23 protein-coding genes are annotated in these 25911 nt (G+C 73.3%); 15 read left to right on the top strand and 8 right to left on the bottom strand.

Annotated elements, in window-relative coordinates:
- Positions 1-43 precede the first annotated feature (43 nt).
- The 6 genes from ACIRJT_RS04390 (at position 44) to ACIRJT_RS04415 (ending at position 5785) form a co-directional block, all read left to right on the top strand.
- Positions 44-238, top strand: a complete 195-nt coding sequence (locus ACIRJT_RS04390; RefSeq protein ID WP_026290246.1) for a hypothetical protein — start codon at positions 44-46, stop codon at positions 236-238.
- A 90-nt stretch (positions 239-328) separates the two neighbouring features.
- Complete coding sequence (gene mshB, locus ACIRJT_RS04395; RefSeq protein ID WP_403904263.1) at positions 329-1267, top strand: N-acetyl-1-D-myo-inositol-2-amino-2-deoxy-alpha-D-glucopyranoside deacetylase; 939 nt, start codon at positions 329-331, stop codon at positions 1265-1267.
- The gene (locus tag ACIRJT_RS04400) at positions 1264-1737 is read left to right on the top strand and encodes a DUF6113 family protein (protein ID WP_403904266.1); all 474 of its coding nucleotides are present in this window, start codon (positions 1264-1266) and stop codon (positions 1735-1737) included. The genes mshB and ACIRJT_RS04400 overlap by 4 nt, the downstream gene beginning before the upstream one ends.
- Positions 1738-1912: 175 nt before the next feature.
- The gene (locus ACIRJT_RS04405; RefSeq protein ID WP_403904268.1) at positions 1913-4000 is read left to right on the top strand and encodes a hypothetical protein; all 2088 of its coding nucleotides are present in this window, start codon (positions 1913-1915) and stop codon (positions 3998-4000) included.
- A 305-nt stretch (positions 4001-4305) separates the two neighbouring features.
- Entirely contained in the window at positions 4306-4617 is a 312-nt protein-coding gene (locus ACIRJT_RS04410) for an alpha amylase C-terminal domain-containing protein (protein WP_403904270.1), read from the top strand.
- Between the two features lie 325 nt (positions 4618-4942).
- Complete coding sequence (locus ACIRJT_RS04415) at positions 4943-5785, top strand: hypothetical protein (RefSeq protein WP_403904272.1); 843 nt, start codon at positions 4943-4945, stop codon at positions 5783-5785.
- Between the two features lie 93 nt (positions 5786-5878).
- Here the strand turns inward: ACIRJT_RS04415 and ACIRJT_RS04420 are convergent, their stop codons facing one another.
- Positions 5879-7654 (bottom strand): coagulation factor 5/8 type domain-containing protein, encoded by a 1776-nt coding sequence (locus ACIRJT_RS04420; protein WP_403904275.1) that lies wholly within the window; start codon positions 7652-7654, stop codon positions 5879-5881.
- Between the two features lie 298 nt (positions 7655-7952).
- Here ACIRJT_RS04420 and ACIRJT_RS04425 point away from each other — a divergent pair, with 298 nt between their 5' ends.
- Positions 7953-8456, top strand: a complete 504-nt coding sequence (locus ACIRJT_RS04425) for a DUF4265 domain-containing protein (protein ID WP_403904277.1) — start codon at positions 7953-7955, stop codon at positions 8454-8456.
- A gap of 64 nt (positions 8457-8520) precedes the next feature.
- Here the strand turns inward: ACIRJT_RS04425 and ACIRJT_RS04430 are convergent, their stop codons facing one another.
- A complete protein-coding gene (locus tag ACIRJT_RS04430) occupies positions 8521-9105 on the bottom strand; it encodes a sugar O-acetyltransferase (protein WP_403904279.1) in 585 nt (194 codons plus the stop codon).
- A complete protein-coding gene (locus tag ACIRJT_RS04435) occupies positions 9102-10340 on the bottom strand; it encodes an MFS transporter (protein WP_403904282.1) in 1239 nt (412 codons plus the stop codon). Before ACIRJT_RS04435 ends, ACIRJT_RS04430 begins: the two co-directional genes overlap by 4 nt.
- Positions 10341-10488: 148 nt before the next feature.
- Between ACIRJT_RS04435 and ACIRJT_RS04440 the strand changes: the two genes are divergently transcribed.
- The 5 genes from ACIRJT_RS04440 to ACIRJT_RS04460 all read left to right on the top strand — a co-directional run bounded on the left by ACIRJT_RS04440 (position 10489) and on the right by ACIRJT_RS04460 (position 18371).
- Positions 10489-11466, top strand: a complete 978-nt coding sequence (locus ACIRJT_RS04440) for a winged helix-turn-helix domain-containing protein (protein WP_403904284.1) — start codon at positions 10489-10491, stop codon at positions 11464-11466.
- Between the two features lie 289 nt (positions 11467-11755).
- The gene (gene lanKC, locus ACIRJT_RS04445) at positions 11756-14374 is read left to right on the top strand and encodes a class III lanthionine synthetase LanKC (RefSeq protein WP_403904286.1); all 2619 of its coding nucleotides are present in this window, start codon (positions 11756-11758) and stop codon (positions 14372-14374) included.
- Positions 14375-14419: 45 nt separating this feature from the next.
- On the top strand, positions 14420-14551 hold the full coding sequence (locus ACIRJT_RS04450; protein WP_003966507.1) for a SapB/AmfS family lanthipeptide: 132 nt from the start codon (positions 14420-14422) through the stop codon (positions 14549-14551).
- Between the two features lie 74 nt (positions 14552-14625).
- Positions 14626-16470, top strand: a complete 1845-nt coding sequence (locus ACIRJT_RS04455; protein ID WP_403904289.1) for an ATP-binding cassette domain-containing protein — start codon at positions 14626-14628, stop codon at positions 16468-16470.
- A complete protein-coding gene (locus ACIRJT_RS04460) occupies positions 16467-18371 on the top strand; it encodes an ATP-binding cassette domain-containing protein (protein ID WP_403904293.1) in 1905 nt (634 codons plus the stop codon). Before ACIRJT_RS04455 ends, ACIRJT_RS04460 begins: the two co-directional genes overlap by 4 nt.
- On the opposite strand, the gene ACIRJT_RS04465 is transcribed toward ACIRJT_RS04460, so the two are convergent.
- From ACIRJT_RS04465 to ACIRJT_RS04475, 3 genes are all read right to left on the bottom strand, one after another.
- A complete protein-coding gene (locus ACIRJT_RS04465) occupies positions 18340-18945 on the bottom strand; it encodes a LuxR C-terminal-related transcriptional regulator (protein WP_403904296.1) in 606 nt (201 codons plus the stop codon). The two genes, ACIRJT_RS04460 and ACIRJT_RS04465, sit on opposite strands and share 32 nt — an antisense overlap.
- Positions 18946-19225: 280 nt before the next feature.
- Positions 19226-20107 (bottom strand): transglutaminase-like domain-containing protein, encoded by an 882-nt coding sequence (locus ACIRJT_RS04470; RefSeq protein ID WP_403904298.1) that lies wholly within the window; start codon positions 20105-20107, stop codon positions 19226-19228.
- Positions 20108-20182: 75 nt separating this feature from the next.
- Positions 20183-21214 carry a GNAT family N-acetyltransferase gene (locus ACIRJT_RS04475; RefSeq protein ID WP_403904300.1) on the bottom strand — a complete coding sequence of 344 codons (1032 nt, stop codon included), beginning with the start codon at positions 21212-21214 and terminating at the stop codon, positions 20183-20185.
- A 117-nt stretch (positions 21215-21331) separates the two neighbouring features.
- Here ACIRJT_RS04475 and fdxA point away from each other — a divergent pair, with 117 nt between their 5' ends.
- Both fdxA and dapC read left to right on the top strand, forming a co-directional pair.
- On the top strand, positions 21332-21652 hold the full coding sequence (gene fdxA, locus ACIRJT_RS04480; RefSeq protein WP_007446848.1) for a ferredoxin: 321 nt from the start codon (positions 21332-21334) through the stop codon (positions 21650-21652).
- A gap of 167 nt (positions 21653-21819) precedes the next feature.
- Complete coding sequence (gene dapC, locus ACIRJT_RS04485; RefSeq protein ID WP_403904304.1) at positions 21820-22914, top strand: succinyldiaminopimelate transaminase; 1095 nt, start codon at positions 21820-21822, stop codon at positions 22912-22914.
- A gap of 107 nt (positions 22915-23021) precedes the next feature.
- Here the strand turns inward: dapC and ACIRJT_RS04490 are convergent, their stop codons facing one another.
- Together ACIRJT_RS04490 and ACIRJT_RS04495 are read right to left on the bottom strand one after the other, a co-directional pair.
- On the bottom strand, positions 23022-23477 hold the full coding sequence (locus ACIRJT_RS04490; RefSeq protein WP_403904306.1) for an ATP-binding protein: 456 nt from the start codon (positions 23475-23477) through the stop codon (positions 23022-23024).
- A 289-nt stretch (positions 23478-23766) separates the two neighbouring features.
- On the bottom strand, positions 23767-24699 hold the full coding sequence (locus tag ACIRJT_RS04495) for a hypothetical protein (protein WP_403904308.1): 933 nt from the start codon (positions 24697-24699) through the stop codon (positions 23767-23769).
- A 61-nt stretch (positions 24700-24760) separates the two neighbouring features.
- Here ACIRJT_RS04495 and dapE point away from each other — a divergent pair, with 61 nt between their 5' ends.
- The gene (gene dapE, locus ACIRJT_RS04500) at positions 24761-25840 is read left to right on the top strand and encodes a succinyl-diaminopimelate desuccinylase (protein ID WP_403904311.1); all 1080 of its coding nucleotides are present in this window, start codon (positions 24761-24763) and stop codon (positions 25838-25840) included.
- The last annotated feature ends 71 nt before the right edge of the window (positions 25841-25911 follow it).

Consider the following 25911-nt stretch of genomic DNA (forward strand, 5'->3'; position numbering starts at 1 on the left):
CCCCGTTCCGACCGTCCGAACGTACCGATGGAGGTGAACCGCCGTGGCGCTCTCGATTTCGGCGGTAGTGCTGCTGGCGATCATCGTCTTCCTGCTGATCCGGAAATCCGGACTGAAGGGAGGGCACGCGGTGGTCTGCATGCTGCTCGGGTTCTACATCGCGAGCTCGTCGGTCGCACCGACCATCTCCGATCTGACGAGCAACGTGGCGGGGATGATCAGCAGCATCAAGTTCTGACCGGCGCCGGGGGCGGGCCGGGGGGCCGAGGAGGCGCGGGTCACGGGGCGCGGACGCACGGGGGGCCTCCGGGCTCGTAGGGTGGTCCCCATGAAGGACCTCCCCGCCCGTCGTCTGCTGCTGGTGCACGCGCACCCCGACGACGAGTCGATCAACAACGGCGCCACCATGGCCAGGTACGCGGCCGAGGGCGCCCACGTCACCCTGGTGACGTGCACGCTCGGCGAGGAGGGCGAGGTCATCCCGCCCTCGCTCGCCCGTCTCACCGCCGACCGGGACGACGCGCTCGGCCCCCACCGCGTCGGCGAGCTGGCCGCCGCGATGAAGGAGCTGGGCGTCGGCGACCACCGCTTCCTCGGCGGGGCGGGCCGCTACCGGGACTCCGGGATGATGGGCGCCGAGCAGAACGGCCGCCCCGGCTCCTTCTGGTCCACCCCGGTGGACGAGGCGGCGGCCCACCTCGTCGAGGTGATCCGCGAGGTCCGCCCCCAGGTCCTGGTCACCTACGACCCGGACGGCGGCTACGGCCACCCCGACCACATCCAGGCCCACCGTGTCGCGATGCGCGCCGCCGACCTGGCCGCCGACCCGGCGTACGGCTCCGGCGCACCGCACACCGTCGCGAAGATCTACTGGAACCGGGTGGAGCGGGCCGTGGCCGAAGCCGGCTTCGAGCGACTGCGCGCCACCGCCCCCGGGGCCTTCCCCGGCATCGCCGCCGTGGACGACGTCCCGGGCCTCACCGACGGGGAGCTGGTCACCGCGGAGATCGACGGAGCGGCGTACGCCGGGGCCAAGTCCGCGGCGATGCGGGCCCACGCCACCCAGATCGCGGTCGACGGCCCGTTCTTCGCCCTCTCCAACGACCTCGGTCAGCCCCTGCTGACGGCCGAGCACTACCAACTGGTGCGAGGCGCACGGGGCGTGCCCGAGGGGACCCGTGAGAGCGACCTCTTCGCGGGCCTGCCTTCCGCTGCGGACGCTGCGGAAGGCACGGACGCTACGGGCACCGCGGGAGGCACGGCGTGAGCGGGAACCCGGGCAAGGGCCGTGGCCGCGCCGGCTCCTCCCACGCGCCGCGGCGGAACGCGCCGCCCAGGGAGCCCGAGCCCACCGGTTTCGCGGCCCGGCCGAACCCGGTCCGGATCGCCGCCCACGCGGGCTTCGCCGTCCTCGGCGTCCTGGTCGCGATCGCCGGCGCACTCGTCCAAGCCGCCTGGTTCCCGGGCGGGTTGATCATCGCGCTGGCGGCCTCGGCCGGTCTCTTCTACGGCGGCCGGATCCTGACCCGCACCCAGATCGGCGCGCTCGCCCCGGCGGCCGGATGGTTCATCACGGTGTTCCTTCTGCTGAGCGGCAGGCCGGAGGGCGACTACGTCTTCGGCGACGAGCTCGGCCTGGTGCTGTTCATGCTCGGCGGGACGGCCGTCGCTGTGATGTCCGCCACCACGTCCAAAGTGCCGCAATCAGCCATCCGCAGCGGCCGGTCGGGTACGTGAAGTGCCAAGTCCGGGTCCGGAAAGACCCCCACAGGTGTGATGCACGGGTGGAGGTTTCACCCGGTCGCGGAGTGTCCGACGGCGGCGGCCAGTATGGTGGTGCGCGCGCCGAGCCGTCCCCTGGCCTGCGGCATGGGGGAAGTACGGGCGGCGGAGCCAATCGGGAGAACCTGCTTTGAGTCGTGAAACTGACAGTTCGTCCTCCGGGCCCCAGGGCCGCGGCGGAGCCGCGTACCCCTCGGGTACACCGCCGTACGGATCCCGCCAGTATCCGTCGCTCCATCCGTCGCAGGACGGCTCTGACGAGACCCCGGAATCCGTGGCTCCGCCCCGGCCCGAGGAACCGAAGACCGAGACGACGCTGACGACGCGCATCCGGATCAACATCCCCGGGTCGCGCCCCATCCCGCCGGTCGTGATGCGTACGCCGATGGCGGAGAGCGACATCGCCGGCGGCCGTTCCGACGCGGAGCGCACCCGCGCCACCCCGCGCCCCGGCACGCCGCCGCCCGCACCCGGATCCCCGGACCGGCCCGGCGGCCCGAACGGCGCGGCGCCCGCGGACCGGTCCAGGGACGGCGGTCCGGCCGCCGACCCGACGCCCGGGGAGAAGCCGGCCCGGGACAAGAGCGGCAGCGACTGGTTCGCCCCGCGCAGGACCTCGCCCACCGGGCCGGGTGAGGCCGCTCAGGGCACCGGTGTGCCCGGCGCCCCCGGCGGCGCTCCTTCCGGCCCCGGCGGGTCCGACGGCGACGCGGACCGCTCGCGTCCCGACCTGCCGTACTTCTCGGACGCCCCGCAGGCCGGCGGCGGACCGGGCGCGCCCGCCCCCGGCCGCAGCGCGCTCGACGCCTACGGCACCGAGCCCCCCGGCGGAGGCCCCCGTTCCACCCCCGGCCCCGGGGTGCGTCCGCCCGGCCCGTCCGGCCCCACCACGGGACCGGCCACCGGCAGTTCCTCGCTGACCCCGAACCTCGACGGCGTCCCGGGCCTCGGCGGCCCCGGCCCGATGGTCCCGGGCGTCCCCGGCGGCGTAACGCCCCGGATGTCCGACGACACCGCGATCCTCACGCCGCAGGCCCCGGCGCCCGGGTCCGGCCAGGTCTCCGGCGACACGCTGACCAGCGGCATCCCCGTGGTGCCCAGCGAGCCCCGCGCCGCGTTCCCGGGTGGCCCCGGCGGCCCCGGCGGCCCGGCGGCCGGCAGACCCGGTGGTCCGGGAGGCCCCGGTGGTCCGGGAGGACCCGGTGTTCCCACGCCCGGCCCCGCCGCTCCGCGCCCCGCGTCCCAGGCCGCCGCCCCCGCACCCGCGAAGAAGGGCCGCTCCAAGGTGGTCCTCCTCGGGGTGGCCGCGGTCGTGCTGCTCGGCATCGCGTACGGGGCGGGTCTCCTGCTGAACCACTCCGAGGTCCCCAAGGGCACCACGGTGCTCGGCGTCGACATCGGCGGCGGCACGAAGGAGGAGGCGGTCACCAAGCTCGAAGCCGCCCTCGGGGAGCGGGCCAAGACGCCCCTGACGCTGTCGGTGGACGGCAAGGAGGAGAAGCTCGACCCCGAGAAGGCCGGTCTCACCCTGGACAGCCAGGAGACCGTGCGCGGCGCGGCGGGCAGCGACTACAACCCCGTCTCGGTGGTCGGTTCGCTGTTCGGCGGGGAGCGCCCCGCCGACCCGGTGATCCCGGTCGACGAGGAGAAGCTCGGCGTGGCGCTGACCGACCTGGCCGGCACGTCCGGCTCGGCCAACGACGGCACCATCCGCTTCGAGCCGAACAAGGCCGTGGCGGTCCCGGGCAAGCCGGGCAAGACGCTGGACGCCGGCCAGTCCCTGATCTCGGTCCGGGACGCCTACCGCGCCCAGGTGCAGACCGGGCAGGCCCGGCTGGTCGAACTCCCCGTCACCACCAGCGAGCCCACCATCACCAAGGCCGAACTGGACCGGGCGATGAAGGAGTTCGCCGAGCCCGCGATGTCCGGCCTGATCACCATCAAGGCCGGTCCCAAGGAGATCCAGTTCGGCCCGGCCCGGTCGCTGCCGCAGATCCTCTCCATGAAGCCCGTGGACGGCCGGCTGGTCGACGTCTACGACAAGCAGGCGATCGACAAGCTCCTGGACGGCGTCTTCGACGGCATCATGGCGGTCAAGGGTGACGGCAAGGAGCACCAGGTCGGAGCGGACGACGTGGCCCAGGCGATGAAGACCGCCCTGGCCGGGAAGACCCCCACCGAGCGCACGGTCACCATCGACCTGACCGGCCAGGGCTGACGCCCGGACCGGCCGGCGCTCCACCCTCCGCCCCCGCCCGGGAACGCCTCCGGCCGGGGGCGGAGTCGTCGGCGGGCGGGTTCCGGGCGGGCTCCGGGCGGGTTCCGGGCGGGTTCCGGGCGAGGCTTCTCCTCAACTTCCCCATCTCGTAAGAACTTTCAGAAACAATCTGGAAACTATTGCAGGCATCTTGACGTGTCCATCGCCGAACGGCAGGCTCCGGACTCCCCCCACGGCAGCCAGGCGCGTGGCTGCCCACGCCGGGCACGGGCGAACGCCCGTGCCCGCGACCGAAGGAGCCGCAATTGAGTTCCCGCGCCGCACGCGCAACCCTGGCGGGCCTGCTCGCCGCCGGAGGCCTCACCGCCCTCGCCCCCTGGCCCTCCCAGGCGACCCCACCGGGCGAGAAGACCGTCACCGCCACCCTCTTCGAGTGGAAGAACAACGGCGACGCGGAGCTGGAGCGCACCTTCACGACGACGCTGCTGGCGGGCACGTACGGCAATGTGGTCGCCGCCTCCCCTGCCTCCTGCGACGGCAACCGGACCACGGTCGCGGACGACGGCACGGCGACGATCACGGTCCGGCCGCGCGGAGCGGTGGCGCTGCACATGTAGGGCCTGTCCCGCGGGCAGCGGAGCGGGACCCGGCGCTCAACAGCAGCCGGGCCCCGCTCCCGTACGGCTCCCGCGTCGGGGACCGGGCCCGGTACGGGGGCGCCCGCAACTCGTGACCGTGAGCCGCCCCCGTGTGTAAAGCGTGGGCGGCCGAGGATCGAAGAGATCAGGTCGAACGCGACTCCGACGGCCAACTCTCTCGTTAAAGTTGCTCCGTTCGGCGTGACTCAACGATCCGGGATGCGGGAAAATGCGAGCTGTCCATCTTGCGGAGCAGACTTCCACGGTGCTACCGGGGTGGGCGCCTCCGGCTCTCGTCGGTGCCATGATCAGTGCCGGTGTCGCGGTGCTCCTCTGGTACTTGAATGCCCGCCGCGAACCGGTCAAGCGCATCACCTGGGAAGCCCGAACCCAATCCAGCATCGTGTCCATTGACCGAGATTTTCAGCAACAGGTCGGTATCTCCTATGCCGGGCGGGGTGTGAGTGACCTTTGTGCCATCAAGTTCAAGATGAAGAACTCTGGCAACAGGGTCATCAAGGAACACAGGGTCCGATTTCATTTCCCCGGTGATTCCGAAATCCTGGAGAGTCGTTTTTCCCCTGCTCCGGAGAAGGAGTTCCGGGCATCTCTGCTGCAGGTGGGTGCCGGTGATACGGATCATTCGATGGAGCTGACTTGCTTCATCGGGCACCTGGAGGTTGACCAGGAGGTTTCCCTCGAAATTCTCATGGCGGGCAGTGAGGCGAAGGACTGGAAGGCTCACTCGTTCAATCAGGAAGGCGACGTGCAGTTCCGTGAGAAGTCGGCGGAGCGCACTACGAGCGACTCTCAGCTCATCGTCTGGTTCCTGTCTCTTGTGCTGATACTCGGCATCCTCCCTCCGGGGCTGTCCGCGCTCACTTCCGGAGGCCTCGGTGGGGCCATGGGAGGGCTCATTCAGGTTGTTCTTCTGGTGGCGCTACTGGTGCTTCTCCCAGCTGCTGTTCGGTCGTTCCTGCGGGAGTTGGGCAAGGCGCGTACGGCTGATTCAGCGGTCATTCATCTCAATGCCGACGGGGGATCGGTCATCTATAACGCCCGATCGGCCTCGGTGGGATCCGCTCGCATCACCCAGAAGCCCGTGACTGCGGAGGCTCATGCGGAGAGCAGTGGCACTCCTCTGTGATGAACGAGCTCCGGCCCGCCGCACGACAGCGGAGCGGGGCCCGGCGCTCAACAGCAGCCGGGCCCCGCTCCCGTACGACTCCCGCGTCGGTGACTACGGGAAGTTCACGACCTGGGAGGGGATCGTGTCCGGGCCGGACGTGGGGGATCCGACGTCGTTGATCACGTGCTCGTACTGGCCGTTGCCGCCGAGTGAGACGACGATCAGGCTGTGGAACTTCACGCCGGGTTTCACCGGGGCCTTGAAGCCGTGTTCCTGGATGATCGTCGGGTCGACGTTGTAGTAGCAGTAGCTGCCCATGCCCCAGCCCTCGTGCTGTTCGACCGAGTCGTCGACGCGGTAGGCGGCGTAGCCCTTCGTGTCGCCGTTCTGGATCGCGGCCTGGTTGGGTGCGTCGTAGGCCTTCTCGTTCTGGAAGAAGATCGTGCGGCCGCGCTCGCCGTACCACTCCACGTCGTACTTGTTGAAGTGTTCGACGAACAGGCCGGTGGCCAGGACGTCGTCGCCGTTGACGCGGACGCCGTAGTCGGCCCGGTTGGTCTCCCAGCCCCAGCCCTCGCCGTGGTCGGCGCGCCAGACCCAGGTGTGGTCGATGATCGTGTCGTCGCTGTTGACGACGATGCTGGTGGTCGCCTTGCCGGGGCCCGCGCCGCCGATCCGCACGAACACGTCCTGGAGTGAGGTCGGGTTCGCCGAGTGGTCCGCCGAGGCGTTCTCCGGGCCGACCTCGATCAGCGTCTCCGAGTTCACCGGCCCCGCGTCGACCAGGAGGCCCGCGAGCTTCACGCCGGACACGTCACCGACCTTGATCGCGGTCACGCCGTTGTCCGGGATGATCGTGGCCAGCCCGAGGCCGAGGGCCACGGTGTCCGCACGGTCGATGTTGATCGTCTCGTCGATGTGGTAGACGCCGGGGGTGAACAGCAGGTGCAGCCCCTGCTCCACGGCCGCGTTGATGGTGGCGGCGTCCGCCCCCTCCTTCACGACGTAGAACTGGTCCAGCGGGATGGACTCGCCCGCCGGCGTCCCGGCGGCCCACGAAACGCCGCGCGCGTTCTCGCGCTTCTCCGGGACAAAGACCTTGTAGTCGTCGCCGTCGAGGTGGAGGAACGGCTTCTCCCGGGAGATGGGCGTGGTGTCCAGAGTGGTGTACGGCGGCTCCGGGAAGCTGTTGGCCGGTGCGCCCTCGACGCCCGAGAACGTCATGTTCCAGACGCCGTTGGTCCAGCCGCCCACCGAGCTGTCGCGGGTGTACCACTGCTGCTGGGAGTAGGGTCCGACCTGGCCGTCGATCTTGCTGTCGGCGATGTAGCCGCCGCTGGCCCAGCCGTAGCCGTCGGGTGCGAGGTTGAGTCCGCCCTTGACGTGCATCCGGCGGAACGGGGCCGCTTGGGAGACCGCCCAGCGGTTGGTGCCGCTGACCGGGTTCAGGGTCAGGTTCTCCGCCGAACGCCAGAAGTTCTGCGTGGCGTTGCCGTCGAACCAACCCGCGTCCACGGTCACGTCACCGTTGAACGTGGTGTCGTTCGGGTTCAGTCCGAGACCCGCGATCTGCGTGTAGAAGCCGATCTGCGCGTTGATGTCGTCGTACGTGCCCGGCTTGAACATCAGCGCGTAGCGGTCGGTGCCGAACTGCGCGGACTCCTGCTTCTTGAAGATCGCGTCGACCTTGCCCTGGATGTCGGGGGTGGAGGGGTCGAAGACATGGACGTTGGGACCGAGGTCGCCGCCGCCCGGCACCGCCTGGACCTCTTCGCCGAAGGCGGTCTGCGCGGTGGGTACGGACATGAGCATCGCCACGGCGAGCGCGGCGAAGCCGAGGGCCCGGGTGCGGCGGCGGGTGCGTGGCGCGGTGGGGGGAGCATGCATGGGGTACGTCTCCTGGGTCGTGGTACGTGTGCACGACGAACGGACGAGAGAGCTCTGGGGGGAGGCGTTGGGAGAGCGCTCTCTCGTTACGGTGATGTTTCCCCCGTGGGCCTGTACGCGTCAAGAGGTGTGCATCAGGAGCCTCAGAAGGCACCGCTGAATCCAACAACTGGCCTCAGGCATCGGCAAATCGGCGACCGCGGCGCGCCGGGGGCGGCCTCCGGCTTCAGAAGCTGACGTCATGCCTGGTCGTCGGGGTGGACAGGCGGGCGCGACGCACGCGGGGGACCATGGGGCCATGAGTTCCCCCGCCGGCCCGGAACGCCCACCCCGTGAAGCCGATCAGATCAAGGTCTGGTTCCGTTTCGTCCCGCGCGAGGGCTGGCTGCCCCACGACACCGAGGGGTTGTGGGCCATCCGCCTCGGCCCGGACACCGCGCGGGTGGACAACGTGCCCTTCCTCCAGGAAGGGGTCGCCGAGGGCGAGACCGTACGGTTCCGCACGGACGACGACGGGGTGCACTGGGCCGTCGGCCGCGTGGCCGACTCCGGCAACTGCACCGTACGGGTGCTGCCGTTGCCGGACGGGCCGCTCGGGCGCGACGCCCGGGCCGTGCACGAGCGGCTCGCCGGCTACGGGCTCACCGGTGAGGTCTTCAGCGCCGAGTTCCCGCTGGTCGCCCTGACCGTGCCGGGCGGCGCGGACCTGCGCGGGGTCAAGGAACTGCTGGCCCGTGGCCGGGACGAGGGCTGGTGGCACTTCGAGGTCTCGTGCGTCACCGACGCCTGGCGGCACGCGTAGGGCCCGGGTGCGCTGTGCGTCCCGCCGTCCGGGTGCGTTACGTGCCCCGTCGGGCGCCCGACGGTTACGCCTCCGTCCCGTCGATCCTCCGGATCACCCGGGCCGGGTTGCCGACCGCCACTACGTATCCGGGCAGGTCCTTCGTGACGACCGCCCCCGCGCCGACCACCGTGTTCTCGCCGATGGTCACCCCGGGGCAGACGATCACCCCGCCGCCCAGCCAGACGTTGTCGCCGATGGTGATCGGCTCCGCGGCCTCCCACTTGGCGCGGCGCTGCTCGGGGTCGATCGGGTGGGTGGGGGTGAGCAGTTGGACGTTCGGGCCCATCTGGACGTCCGCGCCGATGGTGATGCGGGCGACGTCCAGCAGGACCGCGCCGAAGTTGATGAACGTCCGGGGTCCGATGCTGGTCTGGTAGCCGTAGTCGACCCGCAGCGGCGGCCGGACCTCCACGCCCTCGCCCAGCTCGCCGAGAAGCTCGGCGAGGGCGGCGCGCCGGGCCTCGGGGTCGGCGGCCGAGGTGGCGTTGAAGCGCTCGCTGAGCACGGCCGCGTGCCGCGCCTCCGCAGCGAGCTCCGGGTCGTCGGCGATGTAGAGCTCGCCGGAGAGCATGGCTTCCTTCTGGCTGGGCCTGGTCTCGTCGCTCATGTGGTCTCTTCCGTGCGGGGTGTACGGGGCGCTCGCGGTGGTCCGTCCGCTACCGGCAGTCTGCCCCCGGCGTCGCCGGACCGGTCACGCAGCCCCGGGGCCAGCACCAGTGTCACCGCCACCGAGAGCCCCGCGACCGCCGCCATGCCCGTGGCGGGGGAGGTCAGCTGGGCGATGCCGCCCGCCACGGCCGCCCCCACGCCCTGCATCGCGAGCATCCCCGAGGAGCTGAGCCCGAGCGCCTGGCCGCTCAGCTCCTGCGGGGTGAGGGCCATCAGCCGTTCCTGGAGCAGCAGGCTCGCGGCGAAGCCCACGCTCGCCAGGACGACCGCCGCCAGCGCGAGGGGCAGCTCCGGGCGCAGCGCGAAGAGCAGATAGGGCACGGCGAGCAGCAGCCGGAGCGGGGCCCCCAGCCGTGCCCGCCACCGTGCCGTGACGAACCGCCCGACCAGCGTGTCCCCGGCCAGCATGCCCATCGCCCCGCCGGCGAAGAGGAGCCCGGCGTGCCCGGGCGCGTACGCGACGTACAGGGACTCGGCCCCGACGACGAGCCCGTTGGGCACCCACAGCGCCAGGAACACGTACCGGCGCGGTGTGGACGACCACAGCAGTGCGTTCGTCCGCCGTGTCTCCCGGACCGACGGGCGGCCGGTGGCCCGGGGCGGCCGGGCGGTCAGTCCGAGGCGGGTCACGGCCGCCGCGACGACGTACAGGCCCGCCCCGATCAGCAGCGTGCCGCGCGCCGAGAACACCGTCATCAACAACCCGCCCACCGCGAACCCGCAGATCTGCATCGTGCCGCCCGCCATGTTCAGAACGGAGCGGCCGAGCAGGAATCCCTCGCGCGGAACGATCTCGTTGAGCAGCCCGTACCGTACGCCCCCGCCCGGTGACGAGGCCGCGCCCACCACCAGCAGGACGGCGAACGCGGCCCACAGCGGCAGCCCGGGAGCGGCCTGGACGCAGGCGGCCCCGGCGGAGAGCAGCGCCAGGGCGGTCAGCGCGGCGCGCGGCGGCAACCGGTCCGCCGCCGACAGCAGGGTGAGCGCCCCGGCCACCTGGGCCAGCGACGGGCCGAACATCGCCAGCGCCGACAGCAGGGGCGAGCCCGTCCGCGCGTACACGAGGGTGCCCAGTGCCAGGCCGGTCGCGGTCTGGGCGGCCGTCTGTACGGAGACGGCGGCGAAGAAGGGGGTGAACTCCGGGGTCCGGAGCAGTTCGCGGTAGGTGCGCATGAGGGGGAGTCTCCGGACGCCGTCGCCGGGACCGTTACTGTTTCGCGCGGACGCGAAAGCCCGGCGCGGACGCGAAAGCCCGGCGCGGACGCGAAAGCCCGGCGCGGACGGAGCCGGAGGGCCGACGGGAGCGGGGAGGCGGGGGCGCGTGGGCTGGTGGCAGGTCGGCGCGGACACGCTCGCGAACAGCCGGTTCGTCGTCTCGCCGCTCGCGGAGGCCGTCGCGAGCCTGCTGGTCCTGGAGCGGGCCGCCGCCGCGCACCCGGGTGAGCGCGCCTGGCTGGAGAGCCACCTGCCCGCGTACCGGCGGTGGAAGGCAGACCACCCGGTCTCCGCGCTGGTGATCGGCTCCGCGTTCGCGCCCCGGTGGAACGCCGACTTCCTCGTCCCCGCCCCCGTCCCCACCCCGCCCGGCCAGGCCCCGCCCTCCTTCGCCGACGAACTGACGCCGGTCCGGGCCACTGAGCCCGGCCGGGCGCGCGCCGAACTGGCCGAGGCGCTGCGCGGTCCGTTGCCCGCTGCGCTGGACCGGGGCGACCTGGCCGTGCGCGCCGCCGATGCCCTGGAGTGGGTCTGGACGCACACCGTGCTGCCCGACTGGCCGCGGCGGCGACGGATCCTGGAGGCCGATGTGGTGGCCCGTTCCGCCCAGTTGGGGCGCGGTGGCTGGGCCGACGCGCTGAACGGCATGCGCCCCGGCATCCGTTGGCTGGGCGGCAGTCGGCTCCAGATCAACACCCACGACAACCCGCCCCGCGAACTGGGCGGCGCACAGTTGCTGTTCGTGCCAGTGACGCCGTACCAGTCCTGGGTCTGCTGGGACATCCCGCGCCGGTACGCGCTGGTGTACCCGTGCTCCGGCGCGCTCGCCGAGGCCGGGAGCGTTCCCGTGCCCGCCGCCCTCGGTGCGCTGATCGGCCCGGCGCGGGCGGCCGTCCTGCTGCTGCTCGCCTCCCCGCTCAGCACGACGCAGCTCGTCGCGCTGACCGGCCAGGGGCTGGGCTCGGTGGGCCGCCATCTGCGGATCCTGCTGGACGCCGGACTGGTCCGCCGCCGGCGCGCGGGCCGCTCCGTGCTCTATTTCCGTACGGAGGCGGGGGACGTTCTGGTGCACGGCGCGGACTGAGGCGGGACCGTCTTCCGGCGTGCGGCGCGGACTTGGGCGGGACTGCGTCCTGGTGCGCGGCGCGGACTTGGGCAGAAGTGAGTGCGCCCCTCGCGCGCCCCTGCACGCCCCTCGCCCGCACCCGCCCGGGGCTGGGCGGCCAGCGGATACCCATCAGTACGCGGTGCGCCCCGCATGGTTGGCGCGCATGTACGAGTCGTGACAACGGTGACTATGGGCGGCACTCATCGTTGTGACAATTTCTCTCTTGCCACGAAAGACACGAAAGAACCGAGCGAGGGGGCCGTGCGTGAATCCGGAGTACGCCGCGTACTGCCAGGCGGACCGCCGCTTCTACGACGCACCCCACCGCTCTCCCGGGCCGGGCGGAGCCGCCGACGAGGAGCGCTCGCTCTATGCGCCGCTCCGTGGCGCCGTACCCGACGGCTGGACACGCACCCGGCGCGGCGACTGGCTCGCGTACAGCCCCGACGGGCTGCGACTGCCGCCCCAGGGCTGGAAGATCCACGTCTCGGCCGCCCTCGACAACGCGGCCTCCGTGCTGGAACGGGTCTTCGCCCACTGCCTGGAATACCGGCTGGCCTTCAAGTGCGTGCCCAACGCGGGACTGCTGGCCCTGCGGAACGCCAAGTACGCGGACCGGGCGGGCAGCGGGAAGTTCATCACCGTCTACCCGCCGTCCGACGAGGCGTTCCCCGAGGTGTGCACCGCGCTGATGCGTCTGCTGGAGGGTGAGCACGGCCCGTACATCCTGAGTGACCTCCGGTGCGGGAACGGACCCGTGCACGCCCGGTACGGGGCGTTCGCCGCCCGCTTCTGCTCAGGACCGGACGGGCGGCCCGTGCCCGCCGTCGCCGATCCGCAGGGCCGGCTCGTCCCGGACGACCGGGGCCCGTCCTTCCGCGTCCCCTCCTGGGTGACCCCGCCCGGCTTCCTGATGCCGCACCTCGAAGCCCGCGCCGCCGTGGGCCTCACGGGTCTCCCGTACACCGTGGAGAAGGCGCTGCACTTCTCCAACGGCGGCGGGGTCTACCTCGGCCGCGACACCCGCACCGGCGAGCAGGTCGTCCTCAAGGAGGCGCGGCCGTACGCCGGTCTGGCCGCCGACGGGGCTGACGCCGTGGCCCGGCTGGAGCGCGAGCGGACCGCGCTGGAGCACCTGGCCGGGCTGGACTGCGTACCCGCCGTCCGGGACGTGTTCGAGGTCGGCGACCACCACTTCCTGGTCCTCCAGTACATCCCCGGCACCACCCTCAACACCGTCTTCGCCCGCCGCTTCCCGCTCGCCCGGCAGCACCCGTCACCCGAACTGCTCGCCGAACACGCCTCCTGGGCGGAGGAGTTGTACGGACAGGTCGAGCGCGCCGTCGAGGCGGTGCACGACCGGGGCATCGTCATCAGCGACCTGCACATGAGCAACGTGATGGTCGACGAGGAGAACGCGCGCATCGTCCTGCTCGACTTCGAGGCGGCCTCCCCGGCAGCCGAGCGCCGCCGTCAGATCGTCGCCAACCCGGCCTTCGTCGCCCCGCCCGACCGGCGCGGCGCCGACATCGACCGCTACGCGCTGGCCTGTCTGCGGCTCGCCCTGTACCTGCCGCTCACCACACTGTTCGGCATCGACCGCACCAAGGCCGCCGGTCTCGCCCGGGACATCGCCCGCGTCTTCCCGGTCACCGAGGAGGCGCTGCGGCCCGCGGTCGCCGAGATCCTGCGCCAAACGGGGACGCCCGCTCCCACGCCCGCTCCCGTCGCCGACCCCGGCGACTGGCCGCGCAGCCGTGACGCCATGGTCCGGGCCATCACCGCCTCCCGCACACCGGAGCGCGAGGACCGATGTTTCCCCGGGGACATCGCCCAGTTCGCCACGGCCACCGGCGGCCAGTCCTTCGCGTACGGGACCGCCGGAGTGCTCTACGCCCTCCACGAGACGGGCGCCCCGCCGTGCGAGGAGGCCGAGGACTGGCTCCTGCGGCACGCCAAGGACCCGGCGTCCGGCAGCCCTCTCGGCTTCTACGACGGGCTCACCGGCATCGCCTGGACCCTGCACCGGATCGGCCGCACCGCCGAAGCCGCCGACCTCCTCCGGATCATCCTCGACCAGCCCCTGGAGGGCCTGGCGCCCGGCCTCCACAACGGGTACGCGGGCATCGGCCTCGCCCTCGACGACCTGGCCCGCACCGCCTCCGCCACCGACGCCCCGGCACTGTCCGCCGCGGCCGCCCGCTGCACCGCCCTCGCCGTCCGGGCGCTCGTCGACGGTCCGCCGTCGCCCCGCACCGGACTGCTGCACGGCGCGAGCGGCATCGCCCTGCTCCTGGTGCGCCGGTACGCGACCACCGGGGATCCCGCCCTGCTCGACCTGGCGGCCACCGCCCTGCGCCGCGACCTGGACCGCTGCCGGACCGGCGACGAAGGCGAACTCCTCGTCGTCGAGGGCAAGCGGCTGATGCCGTACCTCGGTTCGGGCAGCGCCGGCATCGCGGCCGTCATCGACGCCTACCTGGCCCACCGCCCGGACCCCGCGCTCGAAGCGGCCGGCCGCGCCCTCCTGCCCGCCGCGCTCTCCGCCTTCTACGTCCAGCCCGGGCTGCTCCGGGGCTCCGCCGGACTCCTCATGCACCTCGCCGCCACCCCGCTGTGCGAGGAGGCCGACCGGCGGCGCGCGATCGCCCGCCACACCGACCTGCTGGGCAGCCACGCCCTCGCGTACGGAGGCGGACTCGCCTTCCCCGGCGAACAGTTGATGCGCCTGTCGATGGACCTGGCCACCGGGACCGCCGGCGCTCTCCTCGCCCTGGGCGCCGCGCTCGGCGGCTCCACCGGACTTCCCTTCCTGCCCGCCGCTCCGGCGGCGCCTCCCGGCCGCGCGAGCGGCCCCATGAACCGGCCCCGCCAGGGGTCGTAGCAACACACCGTTCAGCACCACCTACGTCCCCGAAAGGACATCATCATGGCGCTTCTCGACCTTCAGGCGATGGACACCCCGGCCGAGGACTCCTTCGGCGAGCTCGCCACGGGCAGCCAGGTCTCGCTGCTGGTCTGTGAGTACAGCTCGCTCAGCGTGGTCCTCTGCACCCCGTGACCCGCTCCGGCCGGCCCACCGGTGTTATTCACCGGTGGGCCGGCCGGCCCACGTGCACCCGGAAAGGCCACCCCGTGCGGCTGCACCCACGCCCGGGCACCGAGTCCGGCGCCCGGCGGCTCGCCCGGCAGCACCCGGCGGCCCTTCTCGGGCTCCTCCTCTGCTCCACCGGCGGGGCGCTCGCCGCCCTCGCCCTGCCCGCCGCCCTCGGCCACACCGTCGACCGGCTCGTCGCCGGCGGCCCCGTGCCCTGGTCCGGGCTGCTGCTCTGCGCCGCCCTGACCCTCGCCGAGACCGGCTTCGACGCCGCGGCCGCCGTGACCGGCACGACCACCACCGCCAGGCTCACCGCGTCCCTGCGCACCCGCACCGCCGCCCGGATCCTGGCCGCCGAGCCCCGCCGCGCCCTCGCCCTGCCCACCGGCGACCTCACGGCCCGGCTCACCGCCCGCACCGCCGACGCCGCGGCCGCGCCCGTCACCGCCGCCGGAGCCGTCTCCGGCGTCCTGCTCCCGCTCGGCGCGATCGTCGGCCTCCTCCTCATCGACGTCCCGACGGCCGCCGCCCTCCTCCTCGGCGCCCCCCTCCTCGTCGCCCTGCTGCGCGCCTTCACCCGGCGGACCGCCGACGCCGGGGCCGACTACCAGCGCGCCCAGTCACTCATCGCCCACCGGCTCACCGAGGCCCTCGACGGCGCCGACACCATCCGCGCCGCCCGCACCGGCGCACACGAGCACCGCCGCGTCCTGGAACCCCTTACCGCCCTCGCCGAACACGGCAGGCGCACCTGGACCGTGTACGGGCGGGCCGTCGGCCGCAGCGGCCTCCTGCTGCCCCTGCTCATGCTGCTGGTCCTCGCGGTCGCCGGACTACGGCTCCACGCGGGCGCGATCGGCGTCGGCGACCTGGTCGCCGCGTCCCGCTACGCGAGCCTCGCCGTCGGCATCGGCGCCCTGACCGGCGCGCTCGGCGCCCTCGCCCGTAGCCGCGCCGCCGCCCGGAGCCTGGAGCCCCTGCTCACCCTCGCACCGCTGCCGCACCGCGGCCTGGGCCCGGCTCCGGACGCGCCCGGACACCTCGAACTCCGGGACGTCGGCGTGGAACAGGACGGCGGCCCGCTGCTGACCGGCGTCCACCTGACCGTCCCCGGCGGCACCTCCCTGGCGGTCGTCGGGCGCTCCGGCTCCGGCAAGTCGGTGCTGGCCGCGGTCGCCGGGCGGCTCCTAGACCCGGACACCGGCAGCGTGCTGCTGGACGGCGTCCCGATGGACGGCATGGAACCGGCCCGGCTGCGCCGCGAGGTGGCGTACGCCTTCGCCCGCCCGTCCCTGCCCGGCGTCACCGTCGAGGACACGATCGCCTACGGGCCTTGGACCGCGTCGCCCGAAGCCGTACGCGACGCCGCCCGCGCGGCCCGCGCCGACGGATTCCTCGCACTGCTCCCGTACGGCTACGCGACCCCGATCGCCGACGCCCCGCTCTCCGGCGGTGAACGCCAACGCCTCGGCCTGGCACGCGCGTTCGCCCACCCGGGTCGCCTGATGATCCTCGACGACGCGCTGTCCAGCCTCGACACCGTGACCGAGCACCACGTACGCCGCGCGCTCGACGCGCGGGCCGGGCACTGCACCCGGATCATCGTCGCCCACCGGCTGTCCTCGGCCGCGCGGGCGGACCGGGTCGCCTGGCTGGTGGACGGCCGGATCCGCGCGACGGGCCGCCACGACGAACTCTGGGCGGACCCGGACTACCGGGCGGTCTTCCGCACGGACGCCCCCGCCGAGGGCTCTGTTCCCGCCGACCGTACGCCCGTGACACCGACCGCCGTGACACCGACCGCCGTGACACCGACCGCCGTGACACCGACCGCCGTGACACCGACCGCCGTGACACCGGCCGCCGGAGCGGAGGCCCCGTGAAGGCCGACAAGGCACACCCCGGGCGCGATGAGCAGCATGAGGCCCATCCCCGGAGCGACGCGCAGAACGGCGCGCACCACAGCACTCACTCCCGGCGCGACGCGCAGAGCAGGGCCCACCCCCGGCGCGACACGTCGCTGCGTCGGGTCGGCCGCGAGGCGCGCCCCTTCCTGCGGGCGCGGGCCGGCGCGGTCCTGCGGCTGGCCGCCTGGTCCCTGCTGGAGTTCGCCCAGACCTTCCTCGGCGGATTCGGGGTCGCCCGCGCGCTCGACGGCGGCTTCCTCGCCGGACGCCCGCTGACCGGACTCCTCTGGCTGACCGTCGCCGCGCTGGCCGTGCTGCCCTCCGTGCCCGCCGCCCGCGGAGTCTTCGGCCGGCTCGCGGACCTGGTGGAGCCGCTCCGCGACGGACTGGTCCGGCGCGCTGTGTCCCGGGCGCTGTCCGGCGCGCTCGCCCGCTCCGGCGACGTGAGCACCCGGTCCCTGTCGCAGGTCACTCATCAGAGTGAGATCGCCCGCGACGGCTGGGCCGGACTCGTCCTGACGCTACGCTCGTTCGTGTTCACGGCGGCCGGGGCGGTCACCGGCCTGCTGGCCCTCTCGCCCGCCCTCCTCCTGATCGTGCTGCCCCCGCTGGTCCTCGGCTCCGCCCTGTTCCTCGGCACCCTGCCGCCGATGGCCGCCCGCCAGCGCGACTACCTCGCCGCCGACGAGGCGTACGCCGCCCACGCGGGCCTGCTCGCCGCCTCCGTACGCGACATCGCCGCCGCCGGGGCCGCCGAGCGGGCGGTGGCCGAGTCCCGGACCCTTACCGGGGCGCAGCTCGCCGCCTCCCGTTCGCTGGCCCGCTGGTCGGGCGTGCGGGTGCTGGCCCTCGCCGTCTGTGGCCGGTTTCCGCCGCTCCTGCTGCTCCTGGGCGCGCCCTGGCTGCTGCGGAACGGGCTCACCCCGGGCGCGCTGGTCGGCGCCCTGACCTACCTCACCCAGGCGCTCGCCCCCGCCGTCCAGGCGCTGATGACCATGCTGGGCACCGCCGGGGGCCGGCTCGTCGTGGTCCTGGACCGGTTCACGGACGCGCCACCGCCGCCTCCCGAGGACCCGCCGCCCGCCCGGGAGGCAGCCCCGCCGCCGCGCGGGATCCCGGTCGCCGAGCTCCACGAGGTCAGCTTCGCGTACGGGCCCGGCGCCCAGCCCGTCCTGGACCGGCTCTCCCTGACGATCGGGGCGGGGGAGCACCTCGCGGTCGTCGGCCCGAGCGGTAGCGGCAAGTCGACCCTGGCCGCCGTCCTCGCCGGGACCGAGCGGCCCACCGGGGGCGCGGTGCGGTGGCGGGGGCGGCCGGTGCGCCCGGCCGACGCCACCTCCGTACGCGTCCTGCTGCCCCAGCACGCCTACGTGTTCAGCGGCTCGCTGCGGGACAACCTCCGCTACCTGCGCCCCGACGTCCGCGACCGGGAGATCGCGGTCATGGCGGACGCGCTCGGCCTGGACGCGCTGCTCTCCCGCCTCGGCTCCCTCGACGCGGCCGTCGAACCGGACCGGCTCTCCCAGGGCGAACGCCAGTTGGTCGCCCTGGGCCGGGCCTACCTCGCCGCCCCGCCGCTGCTGATCCTCGACGAGGCCACCAGCCGCCTCGACCCGGCCGCCGAGACCCGCGCCGAGCTGGCGTTCGGGGCCCTGCCGGGCGCGCTCGTCGTCGTCGCCCACCGGCTCAGCTCGGCCCGCCGCGCCGGGCGGACCCTGGTCATGGACGGCCCCCGCACCCAGTGCGGCACCCACGGTGAACTCCTGGGCTCCTGCGCCCTCTACCGGGACCTGGCCGGCCTCTGGGAGCCGGAGGACGAGGGAGAGAAGGGGCGGCGGCGCGGCATCAGATCCACCCCGCCTCCTTCGCCCGTCTGATCGCGTCCAGCCGGTTGCGCGCCCCGGCCTTCCGTATGGCGGCGGCCAGATAGTTGCGGACCGTCCCCGGCGTCAGGTGCAGCCGACCGGCAATCCCGGCCACGGTGTCACCCCCTTCGGCCATCGAAAGCACACTCAATTCCCGTGGCGATAACGGCATGTCGGCCACCTGGAGGAGGCTGAAGGCCAGCGACTCGTCGATATGCCGTCCCCCGTCCGCCAGTTTGTGCATCACCTCGGACAGGTCGTCCACCGGGCGGTACTTGTCGATGTACCCGAGCGCTCCCGCCTCGTACGCCCGCCGCAGGCCGCTCGGCCGGTCGCTGCGGGTGAGCACGGCGAGCGGACACGGTCCGCCGTGCGGCGCGGTCATCGTCTTCATCTCGTCGAGGACGTCCAGTGCGCCCGGACAGTCGAGGTCGGTGAGGAGCACGTCGGGACCCGGCCCGCTCAGCGCGGTGCGTATCGCGCCGTGTTCTGCGGTGCGGACCTCTATCCCCCGCCCCGTGCCGAGGAGTGACGCCAGCGACGCGCGCCACAACGGCACGGTGTGGACCAGCAGCACGGTTGTCATCAGTCTGCCCTCAGCTTTTCTCTTCCCGGCCCGCCCGACGCGGAATGCGACGGGCTGTACGCATCCGGTGACGGGTATCCAGTTGAGCGCATGGGCATTCGCGTACGCCGACAAACGGGCCGAATACCGCCCCCGTTGGGCGCGGAAGGGGGCGTCCGGATGCAAAACGGGAGCGCACATCGCTCACGGACCCATCCGTCTCGTCACCGCACGGGCAACGGGCAGCGCAAGGGGCGGCGGCAGGGCGGAATTCTGCGGCATTCCCGCCGGAGGGCCGAGTTCAGTTCAGCAGGGCGCGCGCGGCGTGGGCCTTGCGCCGGATGTTCTCGGCCGTCGTCGGCTCGATGCCGTCGAGGATCTCCGCATATTCCTCCATCTCCGCCGCACCGCGCAGGAATTCACCGCGCTGGACGAGGAGTTGGGCGCGCTCGAAGCGGAGCCTGGCCGGATGCGAGGGCAGGAGCAGCGACAGCTCCACCGCCCACAGGGCCACGTCCGTGCGCTCGGGACGGGCCGCCGCCCAGGCCCGGACGTTGTTCAGGATCCGCAGCACGATCTCCAGCGGCCGCGCGGGCGTCATCATCGACGGTTCGAGCGCCGCCCCGGTGACCCCCGTGACCAGCAGCTCCGCGTCCTGGCCGGTCAGCGGCGCGCCCCCGGCGAACGGATCGGCCAGCACCGGGTGCTCCCGATCGCCGAAACCGACCACGAAGTGACCGGGCAGCGCCACCCCGTACACCGGTGCGCCCGCCCTCCTGGCGACCTCGATCCAGACGACCGACAACAGGATCGGCAGGCCCCGGCGGCGACGCAGCACCTGCTGGAGGAGTGAGGAGTCCAGCCGCTGGTAGTCGACGGAGGAGCCGGCGAAGCCGCAGCGCTCGCCGAGCAGTTCGGCGAGCGCCGAGGCCCAGGCGGCGGGGGAGCGGGAGCCGTGCGGCAGCAGTCCCGCCAGCCGGTCCAGCTCGATCTGCGCGGCGTCCATGCCGTACGGGTCGGGGGCGGCCTCCCCCGGAGTCACCGGGCGGACCTCGGCCGGGCCCACCGGTCCGGCCTCCGCGCCCAGCAGCAGGCAGAGGAGGGCGAGGTCCGGCCGCTGGGACCGGGCCTCCTCGGCGAACTGCCTCCGCCGCTCTGCCGTTCCGGAATCCAGCGCGCTCATATGCGAACCATGTCCCTGTCCCCGCTCATGTGCGTCGATCCGCCGGAGGGCCCGGCGCGGGGCCACCGGGGCCCGTCACGCCGAGCGGTAGTGGTGGTAGCTGTGGTGGGTCGCGAAGCCCATGCCGTCGTACAGCGCCCGCGCCCCCTCATTGTCCTCCTCGACCTGGAGCCAGGCCGCCGAAGCGCCCTCCTCCAGTGCCCGGCGCGCCAGCGCCGCCATCACCGTGCCGGCGAGACCGCGCCGCCGCAGCTCCGGAGCGACCTCGACGGCCATGAACCCCGCCCACCGCCCGTCCACGACACACCGCCCGATCGCGGCCGGCGGGGCGGCCGACGCGGCGTCCGGATCCGCGTCGGGGGCCCCCGTGACCGCCGGCACCGTGGCGAACCAGACCGAAGGACCGCTGCCCAGCACCCGCCGTACATGGGGGCCGGGGGTGGAGAAGCGCTGGTAGCGGGCGAGCCAGGCCGCGTCCGGTTCGCGGGTCAGCCGGACCGCCCGCACCTCCGCCTGAAGGTCACCGACCGGCGCCAGCGCGGCGATCCGCACCTGCGCCGAGACCTCGCGCCGCCAGCCGTACCGCTCCAACTCCGCGCACAGCGGCTCCTGCGTGCCCTCGGCCCCGGTCGCCGTCTGGACGTACGCGGGCAGGCCCCGCTCCTCGTACCAGTCCCGCACCCGGCCGAGCGCCTCGCCGACCGGCAGGCCCGGATCGCCGAGCGGCAGCGCGGAGTTGGCACGCCGGGTGAAGCCCCCGGCGGCGCGCAGCCGCCAGTCGCCCAGTGCCTCGCTCTCCACGGGTTGCCAGGCGCGCGCGGTGACGGAGGCCAGCTCCCCGAAGGAGGCGGCTGGGCCCCGCCGACGGGCCGGTGCGGCAGGCACGACCTTGCCCGCGACCAAGGAGGATTCCACGATGTGGACGGATTCCCCGCTCTTTCGTGTGATCGAGAGCACACCGTTGTTCCACGATGTGAGCACCCCGACCGCGTCGGTGAACTCCGCGCCCGTGCCCCCCTCGTCCGTCCGGCGTCGAACGGACACACGTTTGCCCACGTCAGCGGGTGTGATGCGGACTTCCAGCCGTCCGCCGATGGTGAATTCCACAGCTCTGTCCGCCCCTCCTGTTCGGATCGTGCCCGAGAACGGAGATACTAGAGGCGGGCATCGACGACGCCGCGCTCCCGCGCGAGAGCCAACGCCCTACCGAGGAGGAACGACAGCGTGACCTACGTCATCGCGCAGCCTTGTGTCGACGTGAAGGACAAGGCCTGCATCGAAGAGTGCCCCGTCGACTGCATCTACGAGGGTCAGCGGTCCTTGTACATCCACCCGGACGAGTGTGTCGACTGTGGAGCCTGTGAGCCGGTCTGCCCGGTCGAGGCGATCTTCTACGAGGACGACACTCCGGAGGAGTGGAAGGACTACTACAAGGCGAACGTCGAGTTCTTCGACGACCTCGGCTCGCCGGGCGGTGCTTCCAAGCTCGGTCTCATCGAGCGCGACCACGCGTTCATCGCCGGACTGCCGCCGCAGAACCAGTAAGCGGCGGCACCACGCGCGCGGCCCGGTCCCGTACGGCTTGTCACCGTGCGGGGCCGAGGCGTTTCCCCGTACCACCGGGGGCCGTCACCGGGTTCCGGCACCGCCGGGCCCGTCACCCCGCGTCCGTTCCGCCGCCCGTACGAGAACACCCGAGAAAGCAGAGCGCCGTGTCCGCAGTCTCCTCCCGCCTCCCGGTCTTCCCCTGGGACAGGCTCGCGCCCTACAAGTCGACGGCCCAGGCCCACAGGGGCGGCATCGTGGACCTGTCCGTCGGCACCCCGGTCGACCCCGTCCCCGAGCTGATCCGGCGCGCGCTGGTCGACGCCGCGGACAGCCCCGGCTATCCGACGGTGTGGGGCACCGAGGCCCTGCGGGACGCCCTCACCGGCTGGGTGGAGCGCCGCCTCGGCGCGGTCGGCGTGACCCACGCCAACGTGCTGCCGGTCGTCGGATCCAAGGAGTTGGTGGCCTGGCTGCCGACGCAGCTCGGGCTCGGAGCGGGCGACAAGGTGGCCTACCCCCGGCTCGCCTACCCGACGTACGAGGTCGGCGCCCGGCTCTGCGGAGCGGAGCCCGTCGTCTACGACGACCCGACGGAGCTGGACCCGGCGGGGCTGAAGCTGCTCTGGCTCAACTCGCCCTCCAACCCGACCGGCAAGGTGCTGTCCAAGGACGAGCTGACCCGGATCGTCGCCTGGGCGCGCGAGCACGGCGTGCTGGTCTTCAGCGACGAGTGCTACCTGGAGCTGGGCTGGGACGCCGAGCCGGTGTCGGTGCTGCACCCGGACGTCTGCGGCGGCCACTACGACGGCATCGTCGCCGTCCACTCGCTCTCCAAGCGCTCCAACCTGGCCGGATACCGGGCCGCCTTCATCGCGGGCGACGCGGCCGTCCTGGGCGAGCTGCTGCTCATCCGCAAGCACGGCGGGATGATGACGCCCGCCCCCGTCCAGGCCGCGGCCGTCGCCGCGCTCGGCGACGACGTGCACGTGTCCGAGCAGCGCGCCCGCTACGCGGACCGGCGCCTCGCCCTGCGCGCGGCGCTGGAGGCGCACGGCTTCCGGATCGAGCACAGCGAGGCGAGCCTCTACCTGTGGGCGACCCGCGACGAGCCGTGCTGGGAGACCGTGGCGTACCTCGCGGAGCTGGGCATCCTGGTGGCGCCGGGTGACTTCTACGGCCCGGCGGGCGCGCGTTTCGTCCGGGTGGCGTTCACCGCGACCGACGAGCGGGTGGCGGCGGCGGTCAAGCGCCTGTCCTGATCCGCCGGACACGCCCCGAGCCGTCGCCGCACGGGACGCAACGCGCCGAGGGCCTCGGGAGTGCGCACTCCCGAGGCCCTCGGCGCGTATGCCGGTGCTGCGGTGGATCAGCCGCCGATCGGCAGACCGCCCAGCGGGAGCCCGCCCTTGGTCAGCGCGTCGGTGGGCAGGCCGCCGCCGAGCGCGTCCGTGGGCAGGCCGCCGCCGGCGGCCCCGGCCACGCCGCCCACGGCCTGGCCCACGTTGCCCGCGGCCTGGCCGGCGGTCTCCTGGGCGGCCGGGATGGCCACCCCGGCGGACGTGCCGACGGTCTTGCCCGCGGCAGGGAGCGCCGTGCCGACGAGCCGGCCGCCGGTGTCGCCGGCCGCCTGGGTGCCCTGCTGCACGGCGCTGTCCACGGTGTCGCCGAGACCGGCGCCGTCCAGCGCGGTCAGGCCGCCCAGGTCCGGGGTCGCCGGGAGATCTGCGGCGCTCGCGGCGCCGGCCGCACCGACCACGGGGGCTGCGCCTGCGGCGATCAGCAGCGCGGCACGAGCGATCCGACGGGTCAGGGGGAGGGACATGATGCTCCTTCAGCGGGTTGTGCACGAATCTGTCTGTCCGGTGATCGGACGCACTGACAACCGCTTCGGGGGAGGGGGAGGTTGCGGTGGGCGAAGGTAAAGAGTGAGTAATGCGTCCGATTATCCGCAGCGGAAGAACCCGGGCAAACGATCCATACCGGCATCCGGCGATGAACCGTCACTTCCCTTGCGCGGCAAGGGAATCGGAGCAGGTCTACGAGGTGCCGAGGGATCATGCGGAAAGCGTCCGGGGCCAGGCCCCCAGGGTCCGTACGGGTGACGGGGCGTACTACTGAACGACCTGGATCCTGACCGCCGTCGTGCCCGTTTCCTTGTCCTTCGCGCGTTCCGTCCGCCAGCCCGAACCGGCGTCCCAGACCCGGTCCCCGTAGCTCACGCGCTCGATCCGCAGGGCCTCGGACTGCGCCACGGCCCAGTGCGCCAGCTCCCAGCCGCGTTGCGCGGACCTGTTCTCCGACCGCGCCGCGGCCGCCGGGACCGGCACCGAGACGGACGACGCCGCGGACGCGCCCGCGGCCACCGCGCCCGGCAGCACGTCCTTGCCGAAGGCGCGCACCAGCTCGGCCCGCACCTGTGCGGCGTCCCCCGGACCGTCCGCCGTGGCCGTCGACGGGGTGCAGTTCAGCGAGGCCGGCCTGCGCCCGGTCAGCGCGGCGGCCAGCAGCGCGGCGTCCGGCTCGTGCTTCGCGTACGCCTGCGGGAACCCGCTCCGCTGCACCCGCTGCGCGGCCACGGTCAGCGGCAGCCGCGAGTAGCCCGGAACCTCGGCGAGATGGTCGTAGAACTCACCGGAGGAGTAGACCGGGTCCATGAGCTGCGCGGGCGTGCCCCAGCCCTGCGACGGGCGCTGCTGGAACAGCCCCAGCGAGTCCCGGTCCCCGTAGTCGATGTTGCGGAGCGTGGACTCCTGGAGCGCGGTGGCCAGGGCGATCGTCACCGCCCGCTCGGGCATCCCCCGGGTCGTGCCGACCGCGGAGATCGTCGCCGCGTTCACCGCCTGGGCCAGGCTCATCTCGTACGTGTGGGTACGCGATGTATCGCCGTCCCCGTCGGAGGCCCGAACGACGCAGCGGGGCGGGTTCTTCGAGCCTGACGAGTCGTACTGCACGGCCACATAACCGCCCAGGGCCCCGAGCACGGCGAAGGCCGCCGCGAATCGGATGAGGCGGCTGCGGCGGGCGGGGCTGGCTGTCCGGGGCACGAGCCCACCGTACTGGAGGGCCCGGCCGGGGCCGATACCCAAGTCCCTTAGGGTCGGGCCCATGGCCGACAACACCCTTGACCTCACCCTGGACGGACCGGCGCTCACCGCCCGGCTCGTCGACTTCCCTTCGGTCAGCGGAGAGGAGAAGGCCCTCGCCGACGCGATCGAATCGGCCCTGCGCGCCCTGCCCCACCTCACCGTCGACCGCCACGGCAACAACGTCGTCGCCCGGACGAACCTGGGCCGCGCCGAGCGCGTCGTCCTGGCCGGGCACATCGACACCGTGCCGATCGCCGACAACCTCCCCTCCCGCCTCGACGAGAACGGGATCCTCTGGGGCTGCGGGACCACCGACATGAAGTCCGGCGTCGCCGTCCAGCTCCGGATCGCCGCGACGGTCCCCGAGCCCAACCGGGACCTGACCTTCATCTTCTACGACAACGAAGAGGTCGCCGCGCACCTCAACGGCCTCGGCCACATCGCCGACGCCCACCCCGACTGGCTCGCCGGAGACTTCGCCGTCCTGCTGGAGCCCTCCGACGGCGAGGTCGAGGGCGGCTGCCAGGGCACGCTCCGGGTCCACCTGCGGACGACGGGGGAGCGGGCCCACTCCGCGCGCAGCTGGATGGGCCACAACGCCGTCCACGCCGCCGCCCCGATCCTCGCGAAGCTCGCCGCGTACCAGCCCCGCCGCCCGGTCATCGACGGCCTCGAATACCACGAGGGCCTCAACGCCGTCGGCATCGAGGGCGGCGTCGCCACCAACGTCATCCCGGACGCCTGCACCGTCGTCGTCAACTACCGCTACGCCCCCGACCGCACCGAGGAGGAGGCCATCGCCCACGTCCGCGAGGTCTTCGCCGACTGCGGCGTGGCCGAGATCGTCGTCGACGACCACTCCGGCGCCGCCATGCCCGGCCTCTCCCACCCCGCCGCCCAGGCGTTCATGACCGCCGTCGGCGGCACCGCCCGGCCCAAGTTCGGCTGGACCGACGTCTCCCGCTTCGGCTCGCTCGGCGTCCCCGCGGTGAACTACGGCCCCGGTGACGCGATGTACGCCCACAAGCGCGACGAGCACGTGGCGGTCGCGAAGATCACCCACTGCGAGGACCGGCTGCGCTCCTGGCTGACCGGCTGACCGGCGGACGCACGGCATTCCCCCGCTCGTAACCTCCGCCGATCTACGCTGGCCGTACGCAGTACGACACG

It is taken from the genome of Streptomyces sp. NPDC102283, from assembly GCF_044766265.1.
GTDB lineage: Bacteria > Actinomycetota > Actinomycetes > Streptomycetales > Streptomycetaceae > Streptomyces.